At 41.4% G+C, this 18,405-nt stretch carries 14 protein-coding genes and 1 tRNA gene; 2 read left to right on the plus strand and 13 right to left on the minus strand.

Annotated features, from left to right (window positions below; translation table 11 throughout):
- Nucleotides 1–81 precede the first annotated feature (81 nt).
- Both AAV97_RS11100 and AAV97_RS11105 read right to left on the minus strand, forming a co-directional pair.
- Nucleotides 82–1,497 carry a Na+/H+ antiporter family protein gene (locus AAV97_RS11100; RefSeq protein WP_046760605.1) on the minus strand — a complete coding sequence of 472 codons (1,416 nt, stop codon included), beginning with the start codon at nt 1,495–1,497 and terminating at the stop codon, nt 82–84.
- A 130-nt stretch (nt 1,498–1,627) separates the two neighbouring features.
- Nucleotides 1,628–2,497, minus strand: coding sequence for an alpha/beta fold hydrolase (locus tag AAV97_RS11105; RefSeq protein WP_004826252.1), 870 nt, complete (start codon nt 2,495–2,497; stop codon nt 1,628–1,630).
- Between the two features lie 120 nt (nt 2,498–2,617).
- On the opposite strand from AAV97_RS11105, the gene AAV97_RS11110 reads away from it, so the two are divergent.
- The gene (locus tag AAV97_RS11110; protein WP_046760606.1) at nt 2,618–3,106 is read left to right on the plus strand and encodes a PaaI family thioesterase; all 489 of its coding nucleotides are present in this window, start codon (nt 2,618–2,620) and stop codon (nt 3,104–3,106) included.
- Nucleotides 3,107–3,244: 138 nt separating this feature from the next.
- On the opposite strand, the gene AAV97_RS11115 is transcribed toward AAV97_RS11110, so the two are convergent.
- Entirely contained in the window at nt 3,245–3,601 is a 357-nt protein-coding gene (locus AAV97_RS11115) for a hypothetical protein (RefSeq protein ID WP_009584442.1), read from the minus strand.
- A gap of 266 nt (nt 3,602–3,867) precedes the next feature.
- On the opposite strand from AAV97_RS11115, the gene AAV97_RS11120 reads away from it, so the two are divergent.
- Nucleotides 3,868–5,232: an amino acid permease gene (locus tag AAV97_RS11120; RefSeq protein ID WP_009584433.1), complete on the plus strand. Its 1,365-nt coding sequence runs from the start codon at nt 3,868–3,870 to the stop codon at nt 5,230–5,232.
- Nucleotides 5,233–5,319: 87 nt separating this feature from the next.
- Here AAV97_RS11120 and AAV97_RS11125 read toward each other — a convergent pair whose 3' ends face one another.
- From AAV97_RS11125 to AAV97_RS11170, 10 genes are all read right to left on the minus strand, one after another.
- Nucleotides 5,320–5,877: a hypothetical protein gene (locus AAV97_RS11125; RefSeq protein WP_046760607.1), complete on the minus strand. Its 558-nt coding sequence runs from the start codon at nt 5,875–5,877 to the stop codon at nt 5,320–5,322.
- Between the two features lie 84 nt (nt 5,878–5,961).
- The gene (gene rpoC / locus AAV97_RS11130) at nt 5,962–10,155 is read right to left on the minus strand and encodes a DNA-directed RNA polymerase subunit beta' (RefSeq protein ID WP_004826243.1); all 4,194 of its coding nucleotides are present in this window, start codon (nt 10,153–10,155) and stop codon (nt 5,962–5,964) included.
- 143 nt (nt 10,156–10,298) lie between these two features.
- Nucleotides 10,299–14,387 (minus strand): DNA-directed RNA polymerase subunit beta, encoded by a 4,089-nt coding sequence (gene rpoB / locus AAV97_RS11135; RefSeq protein ID WP_004826241.1) that lies wholly within the window; start codon nt 14,385–14,387, stop codon nt 10,299–10,301.
- A 307-nt stretch (nt 14,388–14,694) separates the two neighbouring features.
- Entirely contained in the window at nt 14,695–15,066 is a 372-nt protein-coding gene (gene rplL / locus AAV97_RS11140; RefSeq protein WP_004826239.1) for a 50S ribosomal protein L7/L12, read from the minus strand.
- Between the two features lie 48 nt (nt 15,067–15,114).
- Complete coding sequence (gene rplJ, locus AAV97_RS11145) at nt 15,115–15,621, minus strand: 50S ribosomal protein L10 (protein WP_004826238.1); 507 nt, start codon at nt 15,619–15,621, stop codon at nt 15,115–15,117.
- Nucleotides 15,622–15,984: 363 nt separating this feature from the next.
- The gene (gene rplA / locus AAV97_RS11150) at nt 15,985–16,680 is read right to left on the minus strand and encodes a 50S ribosomal protein L1 (protein WP_004826236.1); all 696 of its coding nucleotides are present in this window, start codon (nt 16,678–16,680) and stop codon (nt 15,985–15,987) included.
- A gap of 3 nt (nt 16,681–16,683) precedes the next feature.
- Nucleotides 16,684–17,112 carry a 50S ribosomal protein L11 gene (rplK, locus tag AAV97_RS11155; RefSeq protein WP_001074682.1) on the minus strand — a complete coding sequence of 143 codons (429 nt, stop codon included), beginning with the start codon at nt 17,110–17,112 and terminating at the stop codon, nt 16,684–16,686.
- A 117-nt stretch (nt 17,113–17,229) separates the two neighbouring features.
- The gene (nusG, locus tag AAV97_RS11160) at nt 17,230–17,763 is read right to left on the minus strand and encodes a transcription termination/antitermination protein NusG (protein ID WP_004718486.1); all 534 of its coding nucleotides are present in this window, start codon (nt 17,761–17,763) and stop codon (nt 17,230–17,232) included.
- Nucleotides 17,764–17,770: 7 nt separating this feature from the next.
- Nucleotides 17,771–18,211 (minus strand): preprotein translocase subunit SecE, encoded by a 441-nt coding sequence (secE, locus tag AAV97_RS11165; RefSeq protein WP_004826233.1) that lies wholly within the window; start codon nt 18,209–18,211, stop codon nt 17,771–17,773.
- Nucleotides 18,212–18,285: 74 nt separating this feature from the next.
- A tRNA-Trp gene (locus AAV97_RS11170) sits at nt 18,286–18,361 on the minus strand.
- Nucleotides 18,362–18,405 lie beyond the last annotated feature (44 nt).

The following is an 18,405-nucleotide window of genomic DNA, read 5'->3' on the forward strand; positions in this document are numbered from 1 at the left end:
AAATAGTTCTTTTGAATCAAACCAGCAAAAAAAGCTGTTTAGATTGCATCATAAACAGCCTCAAATATTCGCTATAACACTCTATAAAACCATAGCTGCAATCCAGCCAAAGACCAATAAAGGAATATTAAAATGGATAAATGTAGGTACAACAGTATCCCAAATATGATCATGCTGCCCATCCACTCCTAAACCTGCTGTAGGTCCGAGTGTAGAGTCTGAGGCAGGAGAACCCGCATCACCAAGCGCTGCCGCAGTACCGATGAGTGCGACCGTTGCCAGTGGCGAAAAACCAAATTGCACACACAATGGTACATAAATCACTGCAAGCACAGGTACGCTTGAGAAAGATGAACCGATTCCAATTGTCACAAATAAACCAATGAACAGCATCAAAAATGCCGCCAAAGCTTTATTATCACCGATCAGATGTACCACACCATTGACCAAATGATTGATATCTCCTGTATGCGTCATAACTGAGGCAAATCCAGCAGCAGAAATCATGATAAAACCGACCAATGCCATCATGCGCATACCTTGCACAAAAACATCATCCGCTTCTTGCCATTTAAAAATTCCTGCCGCAGACAATACAGCAAAACCAACCAATCCCCCAAGGATCATTGAACCTGAATACAGTTGCGAAATCAGCGTTAGACCAATTGCCAACAAAGCCATTAAAATTGTTTTCGTTGCAATTACAGGGGCTTGTTTGGCTTGCTGTTCTAAAGCAATACCATCTGCTTTGAGTTCTTCCACATTGACTGCACGAAGCGGTTTGTCTAAATCAATGGTGGTGATGGGCGCAACATCACGATCAACATATAGACGAGGTTTACGGTAACTGATAAATACTGCAACCAAAGTGCCGATCACCATACCAAGCACAGGAATTGCCATCCCGATAGGCATCATGCTTCGTTCTACATGAAGTTGATATGCTGCTCCGATTTTATTGATGTTCCCCATCAAAATTTGCTCTAAGAAAATGGCACCAAAACCAACAGGAAGGAAAATGTAAGTTCCAACTAACCCTAATGTCAGGACACATGCTGCCGCACGACGATCGAGCTTCAAGTGATTCATCACTTTTAATAATGGTGGAACCAGTACTGGAATAAAAGCAATATGGACAGGAATCAAGTTTTGCGAACAAATAGCGGCAATCAACAAAATTCCCAACAGTAAAAATTTTACTTTTGTTGCTTGTTTTTGAGTCGCTTCCATCCCCAACAGACCAATTAACTTGTGTGCCAATAAATCAGGTAATCCTGACTTGGACAATGCCAAAGCAAAAGCACCTAATACAGCGTATGCCAATGCCACTTCAGCACCATCACCCAAGCCCGCATTAAATGCTTGAACAGTGTCAGCTAAGCTTAAACCAGCGACCAAACCACCTATAATTGCTGAAATGACCAATGTTAAAACAACAGAAACTCGTGCCAGTGATAAAATAAACATCACGGCAATCGCAATAACGACAGCATTCATAGAGAAATTTACGAAAATTTGAAAGGCGATATTTTATCAGATTCATATCAGCGAAGCTGTAAATTCATCCAATTGATGGTGAAATAACGAGGTAACCAGTATTGATCACCTCGATTCAGGGTATCAGCTTTTAATTATTTTTCAGTGCAAATTCTTGAATATATTGTGCAATTTCTTGAGGTCGACTCAGTACCGCCCAGTGATTTGCATTAACCTCAACACGTTCAAATTCAGTTGCCCACTTTGGCACTTCATCAATCAACGCAGGACTGACAAATTTATCTTTTAAAAGAACCACTGCTTGCACAGGGCAGATCGCAAAACGCTGACGTGGACGTGCTAAACGTGGTAAAAAATTAGCGCGATATAACCCAATACCATGTTCACCATCTTTCGCAATATTTGAGTTTAAAGGTAGATCTTTCGTCTTCTCCAATTGCGCTAAAATTGCACCCCAACGCTGTGGACTGAAAAAATGCCAGACGGTAGGTGCAAGAATCGGAAGTTGAAAAGCAACAATGTACCAAGATTTCAATAATTGTTTAAAAAATTTAGGTTTTTCATGTAAGAACTGCTCACGCATCCAAAATGCGGCATGATCTAAACATGGTCCCGACATGGTGGTATAAGACAAAATACGATTTTTAAACTTTGTTTCAGTAACCGACTCCCAAGATTGAATTGACCCCCAGTCATGGGCAGCTAAATGAAACTGACGTTCGGGCAGTAATTCATTGACCACACATTCCAAATCTAGCGATAACCGTGGTAAAGCATAATCACGGATACGTTTTGGAATAGAGGATTGCCCTGCACCACGAACATCATAGGTCACAATATAAAATTGTGAAATCAATTGCTCTATAATCGGTTCCCAAACTTCCTGATTATCAGGATAACCATGCACCAAGACCAACGCGGGGTTTTCAGCATTCCCCCATGTTTTTGCATAAAGTTTTTGCTTATCCTGTGTCGAGATCCAATAAGTTTGCGCTTGCATTGAGTCACCTTTTATTGTTTTCACCATTGGCTATGATTTCGCTCTAGAGGGCATTTCGATCAATGCCACTTTGCCTTGAGTTCTTTATTATGGTTGAAAAATAGATAACTAGAATTGACCATGAATTTGCTAATCAAGAAACTACAGACAATCCCATTTGTATCTAGATTTATGTTGAATCATTTTTCTCCATACAAAGGTGCAGGAATTGAAATCGAAAAAATTGATCTGAAAAACTATCATATTCGGGTCAAAATGCCACTGACACGCAACAATCAAAACATTGTTGGGGTTCACTTTGGTGGCAGTTTATATTCGATGGTCGACCCATTTTATATGCTTCTTTTGATGCATCACCTTGGTCCTAAATACATGGTGTGGGACAAAGCTGCGAGCATTAATTTTCTATCACCCGGACGCAGTACGGTTTATGCCGATATTCGATTAGATGCTGCTGAAATCGAACATGTTAAAGATCTGGCACAGAACTATAAGCCTGTGTATCGTAACTACACATTAAATATTTTTGATGATTCAGGGTTACGAATTGCTGAAGTACAAAAAACCGTTTATATCCGTCGTAAGAATCCACATCCGTTAAAACGTTAATGACTTTAGTAGACGACATTCAATATCGTTTAAACCTGTTTTAATGGTCTACTAAATAAGTTAAATATAAACGATAGAAATAAAAAAACGCTATGCTGAATCAATACAACATAGCGTTTTTATCGTTCATTGAGTGACTTATTTGTTTTGCTCAATGGCTGCACCTGCGCCACCACCGATTGCACCACCAATTGCAGCACCAGCGTCACCGCCTAGAATACCTTTACCAATCACTGAACCAATACCTGCACCAACACCACTATAAGTTGCGTTGCGATTTGAACCATTACTTGCCTTGCTTCCTACAGCCGCGCCACCACCAGCACCGACAGCCGCACCAATACCATTACCTGCATGATTACCTAAGCCACCACCAACAGCACCACCAAGCGCTGCGGAACCGATACGCTTATCATTTGCAGACATGTTTTCACAACCTGTCAGCATCACGATAGGTAAAGCTACACACATTATGGTCATTATTTGCTTTTTCATGCTCTTATTCCTTCTGTTATTACAAAAAGTCAATCAAACAGCTCTTCCACTTGAAATTATCTCATGGAAAGTAAAGATAAATTCGTGAGGAAATGATTGCTTTATTGCATCCATTTGTAACTTTGTTTAACACTCGGCAATGACTTAAGCTTTGATCCAATCGCTACACATGGTGCATTCGTGGAAGGTAAATTGCTTATTTTACGGATAAAAGCATGAACTCGTTATCAAGCTCCTATAAACTATAGCTAAGACTGGAGCTTATCATGTCACAAACTTCCACTTTAAAACGGGGACTCAATACCCGCCACATCCGTTTCCTTGCTTTAGGTTCTGCTATTGGCACAGGTTTATTCTACGGTTCAGCCTCGGCTATACAGCAAGCAGGTCCATCTGTACTACTGGCTTATATGATTGCAGGCATTGCAATTTATATTGTGATGCGTGCACTAGGTGAAATGGCTGTCCATAATCCTGTTTCAGATTCTTTTAGTCATTACGCTTCTGAATATATCAGTCCATTTGCAGGTTTTACCACAGGTTGGACCTATGTCTTTGAGATGGTCATTGTTGCGATCGCCGATGTCACTGCCTTTGGAATTTACATGGGTTTTTGGTTTCCCGATGTTGCACGTTGGGTTTGGATTCTGTCTTTAATTTTCTTTTTGGGTGCGATTAACCTGATCCATGTCAAAGTCTATGGTGAGTTGGAATTTTGGTTATCCATCGTTAAGGTCACTGCCATTATTGCCATGATTTTGGGTGGTTTTGGCATCATGCTCTACGGTTTGCATATTCCACATACTGAATTTAGTTCAGGTATATCGAACCTTTGGACACATGGTGGTTTCTTTCCCAATGGTATTGCCGGTTTTATTGCCTGCTTTTCTGTGGTTGTATTTGCATTTGGTGGTATAGAAATCATTGGTGTGACTGCTGGAGAAACCAAAGATCCTAAAGTGGCAATACCTCAAGCCATCAATGCTGTTCCTTTTCGCATCATCCTATTCTATGTATTGACTATTTTCGTACTGATGTCGATTTTCCCTTGGAATCAAATCGGTTCTCATGGCAGTCCATTTGTGCAAATATTTGAAAGCCTAGGGATAAAATCAGCGGCTGCCGTTCTAAACATTGTGGTGATTACTGCTGCTGTTTCTGCAATTAACAGTGATGTTTTTGGTGCCGGGCGAATGATGTATGGCATGGCAATCAAAGGCAAAGCGCCAGCAAGTTTTGCCAAAACATCAAAAAATGGCGTACCGTTTATGACCGTAATCGTCATGGCAAGCGTGCTTTTGGTTGGGGTACTCTTAAATTACCTGATTCCTGAAAATGTGTTTGAAATCATTGCCTCAATTGCAACATTTGCAACTGTTTATGTGTGGTTAATGATTTTATTAGCCCAGTTTGGTATGCGGAAAAAACTCAGTGCTGAAGAAATTAAAAAGCTCGATTTCCCTGTAGTTGGATGGCCTGTTGCACCGATTTTAGCCACAGCATTTATGGTCTTTGTCATTGCCATGATTGGTTATTTCCCAGCCTCACGTCCTGCACTTTATGTTGGCGCGATTTGGCTTGCCTTATTGGCTGTTGCTTATCAACTTTGGGTGAAACCACGATCTTCATAAATAAAAATTTGGGTTTCACTGAACTTAAAACCGCTGAATTCCAGCGGTTTTTTTTGTTCCCTTAGTTCTGCGATTTATTAAAATTTATCATTCCGACTTGTACATTAATCGTTGTTTGATATTGATGATGATGGCAAAGATAACGCCTAAAATAGCGGTTAGTGCTAAAAGTAAAATGCCAAAGTAAAACAGTTCAGCCAAAATAATTCCCAATTTGTACTCATACAAAATTCTAAATAAATAACTGTTTTTAACACGGATAGACACCAATGAAGGATTTAAATGCCATAGGCTCAGTATCGTTGCAAAGCCAATGCAAAATGAGAAACAAGCAAAAATGATCACCGCATCTAAAGGTTTAAACTGATTGAGTTTAGGTTGCTCAACTTTATCGTCTTTATCTATCGCATAAATAATCAGTAACGCCCACAGTGGACACAGCAAGCTCAGGTAGGTCTTAACAAACAGGCTAAATTGTTCCAGCTCACCTGTGGTGGTACTTTGAATTTTTAAAAATTGATTGATCCATTGCATCATATCAATTTGCCAACCATGTTCCAGTGCAGGTGCAGGCAGCAACATCATGAACAATAATGGACAAATCGTCATCAAAGTTAAGGTCTTCACTACAGTATTTATTTTCATTCTAGATTGATTTTAATTTCCATTTTTTGATTATATAAAAAAAGACGCCCTAAGGCGTCTTCTTCATTTCAAAAGCTGTTTAACTTAGAAAGAATCTTCGTTTAAAGCCTGAGAGAATGCTTGATCAACTTCGGAGAAGTCATTTACAAGCTCATGCTCAGCAGCTTCTGCTTCTTGACGACGACGTTCTAAGTGGTATGCAAGACCAGTACCTGCTGGAATCAAGCGACCTACAACAACGTTTTCTTTCAAGCCACGTAAATCATCTTCTTTACCTGTTACAGCCGCTTCAGTTAACACACGTGTGGTTTCCTGGAACGATGCAGCAGAGATGAACGAGTCAGTAGAAAGCGATGCTTTGGTAATACCCATCAATTGACGTTCATACTTCGCAGGGAACTTGTTCTGAGCCAATACCGCTTGGTTTTCGCCCACAACGCGGATGTAATCCACTTGTTCGCCTTTGATGAAGCTTGTATCGCCGCCATCAGTAATGTCAACTTTACGCAACATTTGACGCACGATCACTTCGATATGCTTATCGTTGATTTTTACACCTTGTAAGCGGTAAACGTCTTGAACTTCGTTCACGATGTAGTTGGTTAATGCAACTTCACCTTTCAAACGTAAGATGTCATGTGGGTTCTGTGGACCATCAGAAATGGTTTCACCACGGTTCACATGCTCACCTTCAAACACGTTAATGGTACGCCATTTAGGAATCAACTCTTCATAAATTTCAGAGCCATCATCTGGTGTAATCACTAAGCGGTTCTTACCTTTGGTTTCTTTACCAAAGCTTACAACACCTGAAATTTCAGCAAGGATCGCATGCTCTTTTGGCTTACGTGCTTCGAACAAGTCAGCTACACGTGGCAGACCACCGGTAATATCACGAGTACGTGAAGTTTCTTGTGGTACACGACCAATGACATCACCCACACCAATCGTTTCGCCATCACGAACAGTCACGATTGTGTTTTGTGGCAAGAAGTAGAACTGTTCGCCACCATCGGTAGTATCCAACACGATTGCAGGACGTAAATCTTTACCAGAAGCAGGACGAGCTGTTACAGGTAAGATTTCAACAGTCGTCATACCTGTTGCATCATCAGTTTTCGATGTTGCAGTTACACCATCAGCAATTTGGCTGAAACGTGCTTTACCAGCAACTTCTGTTACCAATGGATGTGTATGCGGATCCCAAGTTGCAACAATACCGCCGCCTTCTACAGGTTGACCATCTTTGATTAAGATCGACGCACCGTATGGAAGTTTATAACGTTCACGCTCACGACCTAAGTCATCCGCAATACCGATTTCACCTGAACGTGAAACAGATACCAAATGACCTTTGGCATGTTGAACAGTTTTAACGTTATGGAAACGAACTGTACCTTTGTTACGTACTTGAACACTGTTTGCAGCAGAAGTTCGGCTTGCAGCACCACCCACGTGGAATGTACGCATGGTTAACTGTGTACCAGGTTCACCAATTGATTGTGCAGCCATAACCCCAACAGATTCACCTGGATTCACCAAGTGACCGCGAGCCAAGTCACGACCATAACATTTCGCACATACACCGAATGTTGAAGCACAGTTTACAACTGAACGTACTTTAACTTCGTCAACACCGTTATCTTCAAGGAACGTTGCAAGTTTCTCGTCGATCAATGTGTTACGTGGAAGAAGGACATCATCTGTACCTGGTTTCTTGACATCTTCAGCAAGTACACGACCCAATACTCGAGCACCTAAGTTCTCGATGACATCGCCACCTTGAATGAATGGAGTCATTACAAGACCGTCATAAGTACCACAATCTGGCTCAGTAATGACCAAATCTTGTGCTACGTCAACAAGACGACGTGTTAAGTAACCTGAGTTCGCAGTTTTAAGTGCTGTATCTGCCAAACCTTTACGCGCACCGTGTGTTGAAATGAAGTACTGAAGTACTGTCAAACCTTCACGGAAGTTTGCTTTAATCGGTGTTTCAATGATCGAACCATCTGGTTTAGCCATCAAACCACGCATACCTGCAAGCTGACGAATCTGAGCTGCCGAACCACGGGCACCAGAGTCAGACATCATGTAAATACTGTTGAATGATTTTTGCTTCTCATCTTCACCCTGTTTGTTTTTAACAGTTGTGAATGACAAGTTATCCATCATCGCTTTTGCAACTTGGTCGTTGGTACGCGCCCAAATGTCGACAACTTTGTTATAACGCTCACCAGCAGTTACGAAACCTTGCTCGAATTGTTGTTCAATTTCACGAACTTCAACTTCAGCTTTTTCAATAATTGCTTGTTTTTGTGGTGGAATCAACATGTCTTCCATACCCACAGAAACACCTGAACGTGTTGCTTGGCGGAAGCCCAAGTACATCAATTGGTCAGCAAAGATAACAGTATCTTTCAAACCTAATTTACGGTAGCAAGAGTTAATCAATTTAGAGATGTTTTTCTTGGTCATCTCTACGTTGATTTGTTGGAAATCCATACCTTCAGGAACAACTTCCCAAAGTAAGCAACGACCTGGTGTTGTATCTACAACAATAGTTTGATGTTCACGGTTACCGTTGTCATCAATCACTGTTTGGTGTACACGCGCTTTAACACGAGCATGTAAATCAACTTGACCTGTCGCAAGTGCACGGTTTACTTCATGTGTGTCCGCAAACACCATGCCTTCACCTTTGGCGTTTACAGCATCACGTGTGATGTAGTAAAGACCCAATACAACGTCCTGAGAAGGTACGATGATTGGCTCACCATTTGCAGGTGACAAGATGTTGTTTGTCGACATCATTAACGCACGAGCTTCTAACTGAGCTTCAAGTGTTAATGGTACGTGAACCGCCATTTGGTCACCATCGAAGTCGGCGTTAAACGCAGCACATACGAGTGGGTGTAAACGAATCGCTTTACCTTCAATCAAGATAGGTTCAAATGCTTGAAGACCTAAACGGTGAAGTGTTGGCGCACGGTTCAACATAACAGGATGTTGACGAATTACAGATGCAAGAACGTCCCATACTTCTGGTGTTTCACGCTCAACCATTTTCTTCGCAGCTTTAATGGTTGTTGCTTGACCTGAAGCTTGTAATTTCGCAAAAATGAATGGCTTGAATAATTCAAGTGCCATTTTCTTTGGAAGACCACATTGGTGCAAACGTAATGATGGACCTACAGTAATCACCGAACGACCTGAATAGTCAACACGCTTACCAAGTAAGTTTTGACGGAAACGACCTTGTTTACCTTTGATCATATCAGCCAAAGATTTAAGCGGACGTTTGTTCGAACCTGTAATCGCACGACCACGACGACCGTTGTCTAACAATGCATCGACAGACTCTTGTAACATACGTTTTTCGTTACGTACGATAATGTCTGGCGCAGCAAGGTCAAGAAGACGTTTTAAACGGTTATTACGGTTAATCACACGACGGTAAAGATCGTTCAAGTCAGAAGTCGCAAAACGACCACCTTCAAGCGGTACTAACGGACGAAGATCAGGTGGAAGTACTGGAAGTACATTCATCACCATCCATTCTGGCTTGTTGTTTGACTCTTTGAACGCTTCCATCAACTTCAAACGTTTAGACGCTTTTTTAAGCTTAGTTTCTGAAGTTGTGTTTGGAATTTCTTCACGTAAACGAGAAATTTCAGCTTCAAGATCGATATCTTTCAACAAGTCTTGAACTGCTTCAGCACCCATTTTAGCGCTGAATTCATCACCGTGTTCTTCTAACGCAGTAAAATATTCTTCATCATTAAGAAGTTGGTACTTCTCCATTGGCGTCATGCCTGGATCAGTCACCACATAAGATTCGAAATACAATACACGTTCGATATCACGCAAAGTCATATCAAGAAGTAAACCGATACGGCTTGGTAATGATTTCAAGAACCAAATATGAGCAACAGGAGAAGCCAATTCGATGTGACCCATACGCTCACGACGAACTTTCGCAGTTGTTACTTCAACGCCACATTTTTCACAAATGACGCCTTTGTATTTCATACGCTTGTATTTACCGCACAAGCATTCGTAATCTTTTACTGGACCAAAGATTTTGGCACAGAATAAACCATCACGTTCTGGCTTAAACGTACGATAGTTAATGGTTTCTGGTTTTTTAACTTCACCGTGAGACCATGACTTAATCATTTCTGGTGACGCAAGACCAATACGGATGCGATCAAACTCTACTGGAGCATGACCGTCTGAGTCCGTCTTTTTGCGCATGATATCGAGCAAGTCTTTCAATTTTTTTCTCCGTGTGCCGAAGAGGCATTTTCTCTACGGCTGGGTCACAAATATTGTTTTTTCACTGAGATTTGGAATCTCCCCTGCCCCTCTTTAAGAAAGAGGGGAAATCCCCCCTTTAACAAAGGGGGATCAAGGGGGATTTAGTCACCATTTTTCAGTTCAATGTTGATACCTAAAGAACGGATCTCTTTGGTCAATACGTTGAACGATTCAGGCATACCCGGATCCATATAGTGGTTACCATCTACAATGTTCTTATAGATGCGAGTACGACCTTCAACGTCATCCGATTTCACAGTTAACATTTCTTGAAGTGTATAAGCAGCACCATAAGCCTCAAGTGCCCAAACTTCCATCTCACCGAAACGCTGACCACCGAATTGTGCTTTACCACCAAGCGGTTGCTGAGTCACGAGTGAGTAAGAACCAGTAGAACGTGCATGCATCTTGTCGTCAACCAAGTGGTTCAACTTGAGCATGTACATATAACCTACTGTTACTGGGCGGTCAAAACGCTCACCTGTACGTCCATCATACAATACTGTTTGACCTGTACGTGAGATACCACCAAGTTCAAGTAACTCTTTGATTTGTCCTTCTTCTGCACCATCAAATACTGGTGTAGCTAAAGGAACACCTTTACGCAAGTTACCTGATAACACCAAGATTTCTTCATCGGTCAAGCTATCAAGATCTTCTTGCTCGCCACCAACTTTGTTATAAATCTTGTCTAAGAATTCACGAAGTTCAAGAACAGTACGTTGCTCTTTCATCATCTTGTCGATCTTATCGCCAAGACCTTTCGCTGCCATACCCAAGTGAGTTTCAAGAATCTGACCCACGTTCATACGTGATGGTACACCGAGTGGGTTAAGTACCACATCCACTGGAACACCATGGATGTCATGCGGCATATCTTCAACTGGTAAGATGTTTGATACAACACCCTTGTTACCGTGACGACCCGCCATCTTATCACCAGGCTGGATACGACGTTTAACAGCAAGATAAACTTTAACAACTTTCAACACACCAGTTGTCAGTTCATCACCCGTTGAAAGTTTACGTTTTTTCTCAGCAAACTTCTCATCGATCTCGTGGCTCTTCTCTTTCAAGAACACTTGAATCTGCGTTAAACGCTCAGCAATACCTTCGTCTGCTGGTTGAACTTCTAACAGATCAACAAGCTCTAAGTTAGACAATACGTCTTCAGTTAGCTTGTCACCACGTTTCGTTGTACCACCACCATTTGACTCTTGACCTTTCAATAAACGCACAATACGTTCACGAGCAGCTTCTTCGAAGATTTTGAATTCTTCTTTCAAGTCTTTACGGTAAGCATCAAGTTGCGCTTTTTCAATTGCTTGAGCACGCTCATCTTTCTCGATACCGTCACGTGTAAACACTTGAACGTCAATCACTGTACCTTTTACGCTTGAAGAAACACGTAAAGAAGAGTCTTTTACATCCGCAGCTTTTTCACCGAAAATTGCACGAAGTAATTTTTCTTCAGGTGTTAATTGTGTTTCACCTTTAGGCGTTACCTTACCAACAAGGATGTCACCTGCTGAAACTTCAGCACCGATATAAACAATACCTGATTCATCAAGTTTAGATAAAGCTGCTTCACCCACGTTAGGAATATCTGCAGTAATTTCTTCTGCACCTAACTTGGTATCACGCGCTACACATGACAACTCTTGGATGTGAATCGAAGTCAAACGGTCTTCTTGAAGTACACGCTCAGATAATAAGATCGAGTCTTCGTAGTTATAACCGTTCCACGTCATGAACGCGACACGCATGTTTTGACCAAGCGCTAATTCACCACCGTCAGTCGATGGACCATCAGCAAGAACGTCACCACGACCTACTTTATCGCCCAAGCTCACAAGAACTTTTTGGTTGATACAAGTGTTTTGGTTTGAACGTGTGTATTTGATCAAGTTGTAGATATCTACACCTGCTTCACCCGCGATCATTTCATCTTCGTTCACACGAATAACAACACGAGAAGCATCAACGAACTCAATACGTCCGCCACGTTTTGCGATTACACACACACCAGAGTCATGCGCTACGTTTGCTTCCATACCTGTACCAACAAGTGGCTTGTCAGCAAGCAATGTAGGAACAGCCTGACGTTGCATGTTTGAACCCATTAATGCACGGTTCGCATCATCGTGTTCAAGGAATGGAATAAGTGATGCAGCAACAGAAACAACCTGTTGAGCAGATACATCCATATGCGTCACTTTTTCAGGAGGCATACGAACGAATTCACCTTGATGACGTACAGAAACGAATTCTTCAGTCAAGTGACCGTCTTTATCTACACCAGAATCGGCTTGTGCAATTACAGTGCCTACTTCTTCAATCGCAGATAAATACTCAACATCATCCGTTACACGACCATCAACCACTTTACGGTATGGAGTTTCCAAGAAACCGAAGTTGTTGGCTTTTGCATATACAGAAAGTGAGTTGATCAAACCAATGTTTGGACCTTCAGGTGTCTCAATTGGACATACACGACCATAGTGAGTTTGATGTACGTCACGTACCTCAAAGCCTGCGCGTTCACGTGTCAAACCACCAGGACCAAGCGCTGAAACACGACGTTTGTGTGTAATTTCAGACAATGGATTGTTTTGATCCATAAACTGAGACAATTGGCTTGAACCAAAGAATTCTTTGATTGCAGCTGCAACTGGTTTCGCATTGATCAAATCTTGTGGAGACAAGTTATCTGTTTCAGCTTGGTTTAAACGCTCTTTTACAGCACGTTCAACACGAACTAGACCAACACGGAATTGGTTTTCTGTCATTTCACCAACAGAACGTACACGACGGTTACCTAAGTGATCGATATCGTCGACTTCACCTTTACCGTTACGGATTTCTACCAATGTTTTCAATACATCAATGATGTCATCGTTAGAAAGAATACCTTCTACTTCACGAGACTTCTGATCTGTACCGACTTCATAAGGACGACCCAAACGACGGTTAAACTTCATACGACCTACAGGAGACAAGTCATAACGCTCTGTAGAGAAGAATAAGTTATTGAATAAGTTTTCAGCCGCTTCTTTTGTTGGTGGCTCACCTGGACGCATGACTTTGTAGATTTCTACAAGTGCTTCTTCACGACCTGTTGTCGTATCTGCACGTAATGTATCTGCAACAAACGAACCACGATCGATATCATTGGTGAACAAGATGTTAAATTGTTTAACACCACCTTCAGCGATTTTAACCAATACTTCATGGCTTAAAATGGTATTGGCAGCAATCACTTCACCATCACGTAAAGTAATATCTTCAGCTGTAATACGCTCATACAAGTATTCATCAGGAACAGAAAGTTTAGTTAAACCGGCAGCTTCCATTTGACGCACATGACGTGCATTGATACGTTTACCTTGTTCAACAATCACTTTACCGTCATTGTCTGCAATATCGAACTGCGCCATTTCACCGCGAAGGCGTTCTGGAACAAGGTCAATCTGATAGCTACCCATATCAAGATATACAGGTACTTTCTCATAGAACATATTGAGAATTTGTTCATTGCTATAGTTCAATGCACGTAGAATGACAGTCGCCAACAATTTACGACGACGGTCAATACGAACAAATACTAAGTCTTTAGCATCAAATTCAAAATCCAACCATGACCCACGGTAAGGAATGATACGTGCTGAATAAAGCACTTTACCACTTGAATGAGTTTTACCCTTATCGTGATCAAAGAAGACGCCTGGAGAACGGTGTAATTGAGATACGATTACACGCTCAGTACCATTGATTACAAAAGTACCATTCTCAGTCATGAGTGGCATTTCACCCATGTACACTTCTTGTTCACGTACGTCTTTGATAGATTTCGTTTCACGATCTTTGATGATCAAACGAATTTTAACGCGCATTGGTGCCGCAAAGGTTGAACCGCGAAGAATACACTCGCGAACATCAAACTCTGGTTTACCAAGACTATACTCAACGAATTCTAAAGCAGCATTGCCCGAATAACTTTCAATAGGAAAAACTGAACGAAATGCAGCTTGGAGACCGATATCTTCGCGATTTTTTGGAGTTTTGCCATCTTGCAAGAATGTTCTGTACGAGTCGACTTGAATCGCGAGCAAGTACGGAGCATGCATGACTTGGGGCAATTTACCAAAATTCTTACGGATCCGTTTCTTTTCGGTATATGAGTATGCCATCTGGAGTCCTCGGAAAGTAAACTAAGCCCGCCTGCAGAACGAACTTAGAAGGAATTACGCAGGTCGATATGACCACCACTTTTATACAAATGCTGCAAATTTCAGTGGTACAAAACGCTTAACAATATTTTTAAAACTGAAAAATATTGGTAAGCGTTTGATTATGTTTATTTATTTTAAAAATTGATGATTTTTATATCAATCAATCTAAAATCGAGCCGATTATTGTAACGCAAAAAGGCTGATGACCCAAGAGCCATCAGCCAATTTGTGGAGCCGATTATAAAAAAATCGACTCCCCTTAAGATTACTTAAGTGTAACTGTAGCACCAGCTTCTTCAAGTTTCTTCTTAAGTTCTTCGCCTTCTTCTTTAGAAACCGCTTCTTTAACAACTGAAGGAGCGCCTTCAACAAGATCTTTAGCTTCTTTAAGACCAAGGCCAGTAGCTTCACGAACTGCTTTAATTACAGCAACTTTGTTAGCACCGAAAGAAGTCAACTCAACGTTGAATTCAGATTGCTCTTCAGCAGCAGCAGCGCCAGCACCTGGAGCAGCAGCTACAGCTACAGCAGCTGCAGATACGTTGAATTTTTCTTCGAAAGCAGAAATAAGTTCAACAAGTTCAAGAACAGTTTTTTCAGCAACTGCGTTTAAGATTTCTTCGTTAGTTAAAGCCATGAGAATAACTCCAAATGGATATTGAATGGTGTGTGAAAATTTTTAAGCTTAAGCTGCTTCTGACTCGTTTTTCTCTTTGAGTGCTGTAATAAGGCGACCCAATTTCGAAATAGGAGCTTGAAGAACATTGGCAAGCATAGTAAGTGCTTTTTCTTGGTTTGGAAGATTTGCGATAACGCTAACATCTGCACCTTGATAAACTTTGCCATCAAATGCAGCAGCTTTTAGTTCAAATGCTTTGTTAGTTTTAGCAAAATCTTCAAACAAGCGAGCAGCTGCGCCCATGTCGTCTTCAGAAGTTGAAAAAGCTAGAATAGTTGGACCAACAAGGTTCTCATCTAAAATAGAGAATTGAGTACCTTCAAGTGCACGCTTAGCCAAAGTGTTACGCACGATACGTGTCTTAACACCTAACTTACGAGCTTCTACGCGAAGTGTAGTCAATTGTTCTACTGTTAAACCTTGGTAGTCAGCAACAACAGCAGCAAACGCTACAGAAGCAACTTCATTTACTTCAGCAACGATCTGTTTTTTGTCTTCGATAAGAAGAGCCATTGTAAAACCTCCTAACGGTGATTTATGCAATCCACAAATGGACTGCACTCCCAATTCGCAAGTCAATTTCTCAACTTACACGCGGAGGAGGAATCAATCACACCACCGCGTCTACTCAGACTGGTATTTTAAGAAGCAAATCCTGAGACCTGCCTCGCCTGAGGTCTTTGACGCTGATAAACTTACATCTATCAATTCAAAGTCCGCCTGAGAACCCATCAGCAAGTAAACCTTGCCAACTCACAAGATGAGAAAAACCTCGAATGAAGCTTTCCTCATTTTGCGCAAAGTTTAAAAACCATGTTTTAAACTTCACTCAGGACTTTAAAATTCTTTTATTGCAAATAATTATCTATAAAATAATTATTTAGTAACGTTCTGTACGTCTACAACAAGACCAGGACCCATAGTTGAGCTCAAAGTGATCTTTTGGATGTAGATACCTTTAGAAGTCGCAGGTTTTGCTTTCTTAAGGTCAGCAATAAGTGCTTCAACGTTTGAACGAACAGCTTCAGCAGTAAAACCTACTTGACCGATCGCAGCGTGGATGATACCCGCTTTGTCAACACGGTAACGTGCTTGACCTGCTTTTGCATTTTTAACTGCAGTTGCAACGTCAGGAGTTACTGTACCCACTTTAGGGTTTGGCATTAAGCCACGTGGACCAAGGATCGTACCTAACTTACCTACAACGCGCATTGCATCTGGAGCAGCAATCACAACATCAAAGTCTAAGTTACCTGCTTGAATGCTTTCAGCAAGATCATCAAAACCAACAACGTCCGCGCCTTCAGCTTTAGCAGCTTCAGCAGCAGCGCCTTGAGCAAACACAGCTACACGTACAGTTTTACCAGTACCTGCAGGAAGTGTAGTCGCGCCACGAACAACTTGGTCAGATTTACGAGGATCAACACCTAGGTTTACCGCAACATCCAAAGATTCTTTGAATTTTGCAGCAGGAAGGCTGCTAAGAACTTGTACCGCTTCTTCCAAAGTATAAACTTTGTTTGCTTCTACAGCAGCAGCAATGGCTTTTTGACGTTTAGTTAACTTTGCCATGTCTTATAGCTCCACTTCCAAGCCCATAGAACGCGCAGAACCAGCAATGGTACGTACACGTGCGTCTAGATCAGCACCAGTTAAATCTGGTTCTTTAGTAGTCGCAATTTCTTCTAATTGAGCACGAGTCAACTTACCAACTTTAGTTTTGTTTGGTACAGATGAACCCTTTTGAATACCAGCAGCTTTCTTAAGAAGAATAGATGCAGGTGGAGTTTTCATGATGAATGTGAACGACTTATCGTTGTACACAGTGATCACTACAGGAATTGGAAGACCTGGTTCAACTTTTTGTGTAGCAGCATTGAATTCTTTACAGAATGCCATGATGTTCACACCACGTTGACCTAGTGCAGGACCGATTGGTGGAGATGGATTCGCTTTACCAGCTGGAACTTGCAGCTTGATATAGCCGTCAATCTTCTTAGCCATTTCAAATTACCTCTGGGTACAAACGCCTTTTAGAGCTCCCCAAGTTTTCAAGTAACGATACCGTTACAACAACAATGCCCGATCCATAACAAATCGGGCGCTTTTGAACAATTCAAATTAAATTGTTTTTTCGACTTGGCGAAATTCCAATTCAACTTGAGTTGGTCGATTAAATACGTTAATCGTCAACGTTAAACGTGATTTTTCGTACTGAACTTCTTCCACCACACCTTTAAAGTCTGTGAATGGACCGTCAGTAACAAGTAATTCTTCACCCGGCTCGAACATCGTCTTAGGACGAGGTGCTTCACCTTTGTTGTGCACACGTGCAAGAATCGCATCAGCTTCTTTTTGCGTAATTGGTGCTGGTTTTTCAGCTGTACCACCAATGAAACCCAATACTTTTGGACATTCTTTAACAATGTGCCAAGTTTCATCATTCATTTCCATTTCAACTAATACATAGCCTGGAAAGAATTTACGCTCTGATTTACGTTTCTTACCATCCTTCATTTCTACCACTTCTTCGGTAGGAACAAGGACTTCACCAAAACTATCAGCAACAGCGCTACGCTGGATTCGATCATTAAGTGAACGCATCACTTGTTTTTCATAGCCTGAATAGGCATGAATAATGTACCAACGTTTCATAGCTCTCTTACCCGATAATAAACTTCATAAACCAACCGATGATATAGTCAAAACACCACAAAATAATTGCGGCAACTACAACAACGAGGAGAACCTGCCATGAAGTGGTTACTGTTTCATGTTTCGTAGGCCAAGTGACTCGACGCAATTCGATACGCGAATCTTTAAGCAAACGAACAAAGCCTTTGCCTTGATGGGTGGCGTATAATAAACCTAAAGCTACGATGATACAAGCTATAATTACCCCAATACGCACCCAGATACTATTTGCTGGTGCCCAATACGCTGGAAGATATTGATTTGTCATCAAAGCACAGCCAAATAAAGCCAATGCAATGATCCACAAAATAAAATCAAATGGAGAACTTGTCTTCACCATTTCAGCTGAATTGTTGCTTTGAGGAATTGCCGCGCCGCCTGTTGCGTCACGTGATTTATCGTTCGACATTTTTGTACTCGTCGTAGGTTTCGCGACTTATTATATGACCAGTTTAGCCGACATCAAGTTTTTTATTTAAAAACTGGCAGGTCAGGAGGGACTCGAACCCCCAACATTCGGTTTTGGAGACCGACGCTCTACCAATTGAACTACTGACCTAATAAGCAAACCGAGAGCCGAAACTCTCGGTAAGAATAAACATT

Origin of the sequence: Acinetobacter sp. Ag2 (assembly GCF_001005515.1) — a bacterium.
GTDB classification, from domain to species: domain Bacteria; phylum Pseudomonadota; class Gammaproteobacteria; order Pseudomonadales; family Moraxellaceae; genus Acinetobacter; species Acinetobacter bereziniae.

What these genes read in the sequence shown, in the direction of transcription:
- rplL (WP_004826239.1), bottom strand. Translation starts at nt 15,066, where the DNA reads ATGGCTTTAACTAACGAAGAAATCTTAAACGCAGTTGCTGAAAAAACT.
- AAV97_RS11125 (WP_046760607.1), bottom strand. Translation starts at nt 5,877, where the DNA reads ATGAAAATAAATACTGTAGTGAAGACCTTAACTTTGATGACGATTTGT.
- AAV97_RS11120 (WP_009584433.1), top strand. Translation starts at nt 3,868, where the DNA reads ATGTCACAAACTTCCACTTTAAAACGGGGACTCAATACCCGCCACATC.
- rplK (WP_001074682.1), bottom strand. Translation starts at nt 17,112, where the DNA reads ATGGCTAAGAAGATTGACGGCTATATCAAGCTGCAAGTTCCAGCTGGT.
- rpoB (WP_004826241.1), bottom strand. Translation starts at nt 14,387, where the DNA reads ATGGCATACTCATATACCGAAAAGAAACGGATCCGTAAGAATTTTGGT.
- AAV97_RS11115 (WP_009584442.1), bottom strand. Translation starts at nt 3,601, where the DNA reads ATGAAAAAGCAAATAATGACCATAATGTGTGTAGCTTTACCTATCGTG.
- rplA (WP_004826236.1), bottom strand. Translation starts at nt 16,680, where the DNA reads ATGGCAAAGTTAACTAAACGTCAAAAAGCCATTGCTGCTGCTGTAGAA.
- rplJ (WP_004826238.1), bottom strand. Translation starts at nt 15,621, where the DNA reads ATGGCTCTTCTTATCGAAGACAAAAAACAGATCGTTGCTGAAGTAAAT.
- secE (WP_004826233.1), bottom strand. Translation starts at nt 18,211, where the DNA reads ATGTCGAACGATAAATCACGTGACGCAACAGGCGGCGCGGCAATTCCT.
- AAV97_RS11110 (WP_046760606.1), top strand. Translation starts at nt 2,618, where the DNA reads ATGAATTTGCTAATCAAGAAACTACAGACAATCCCATTTGTATCTAGA.
- nusG (WP_004718486.1), bottom strand. Translation starts at nt 17,763, where the DNA reads ATGAAACGTTGGTACATTATTCATGCCTATTCAGGCTATGAAAAACAA.
- AAV97_RS11100 (WP_046760605.1), bottom strand. Translation starts at nt 1,497, where the DNA reads ATGAATGCTGTCGTTATTGCGATTGCCGTGATGTTTATTTTATCACTG.
- AAV97_RS11105 (WP_004826252.1), bottom strand. Translation starts at nt 2,497, where the DNA reads ATGCAAGCGCAAACTTATTGGATCTCGACACAGGATAAGCAAAAACTT.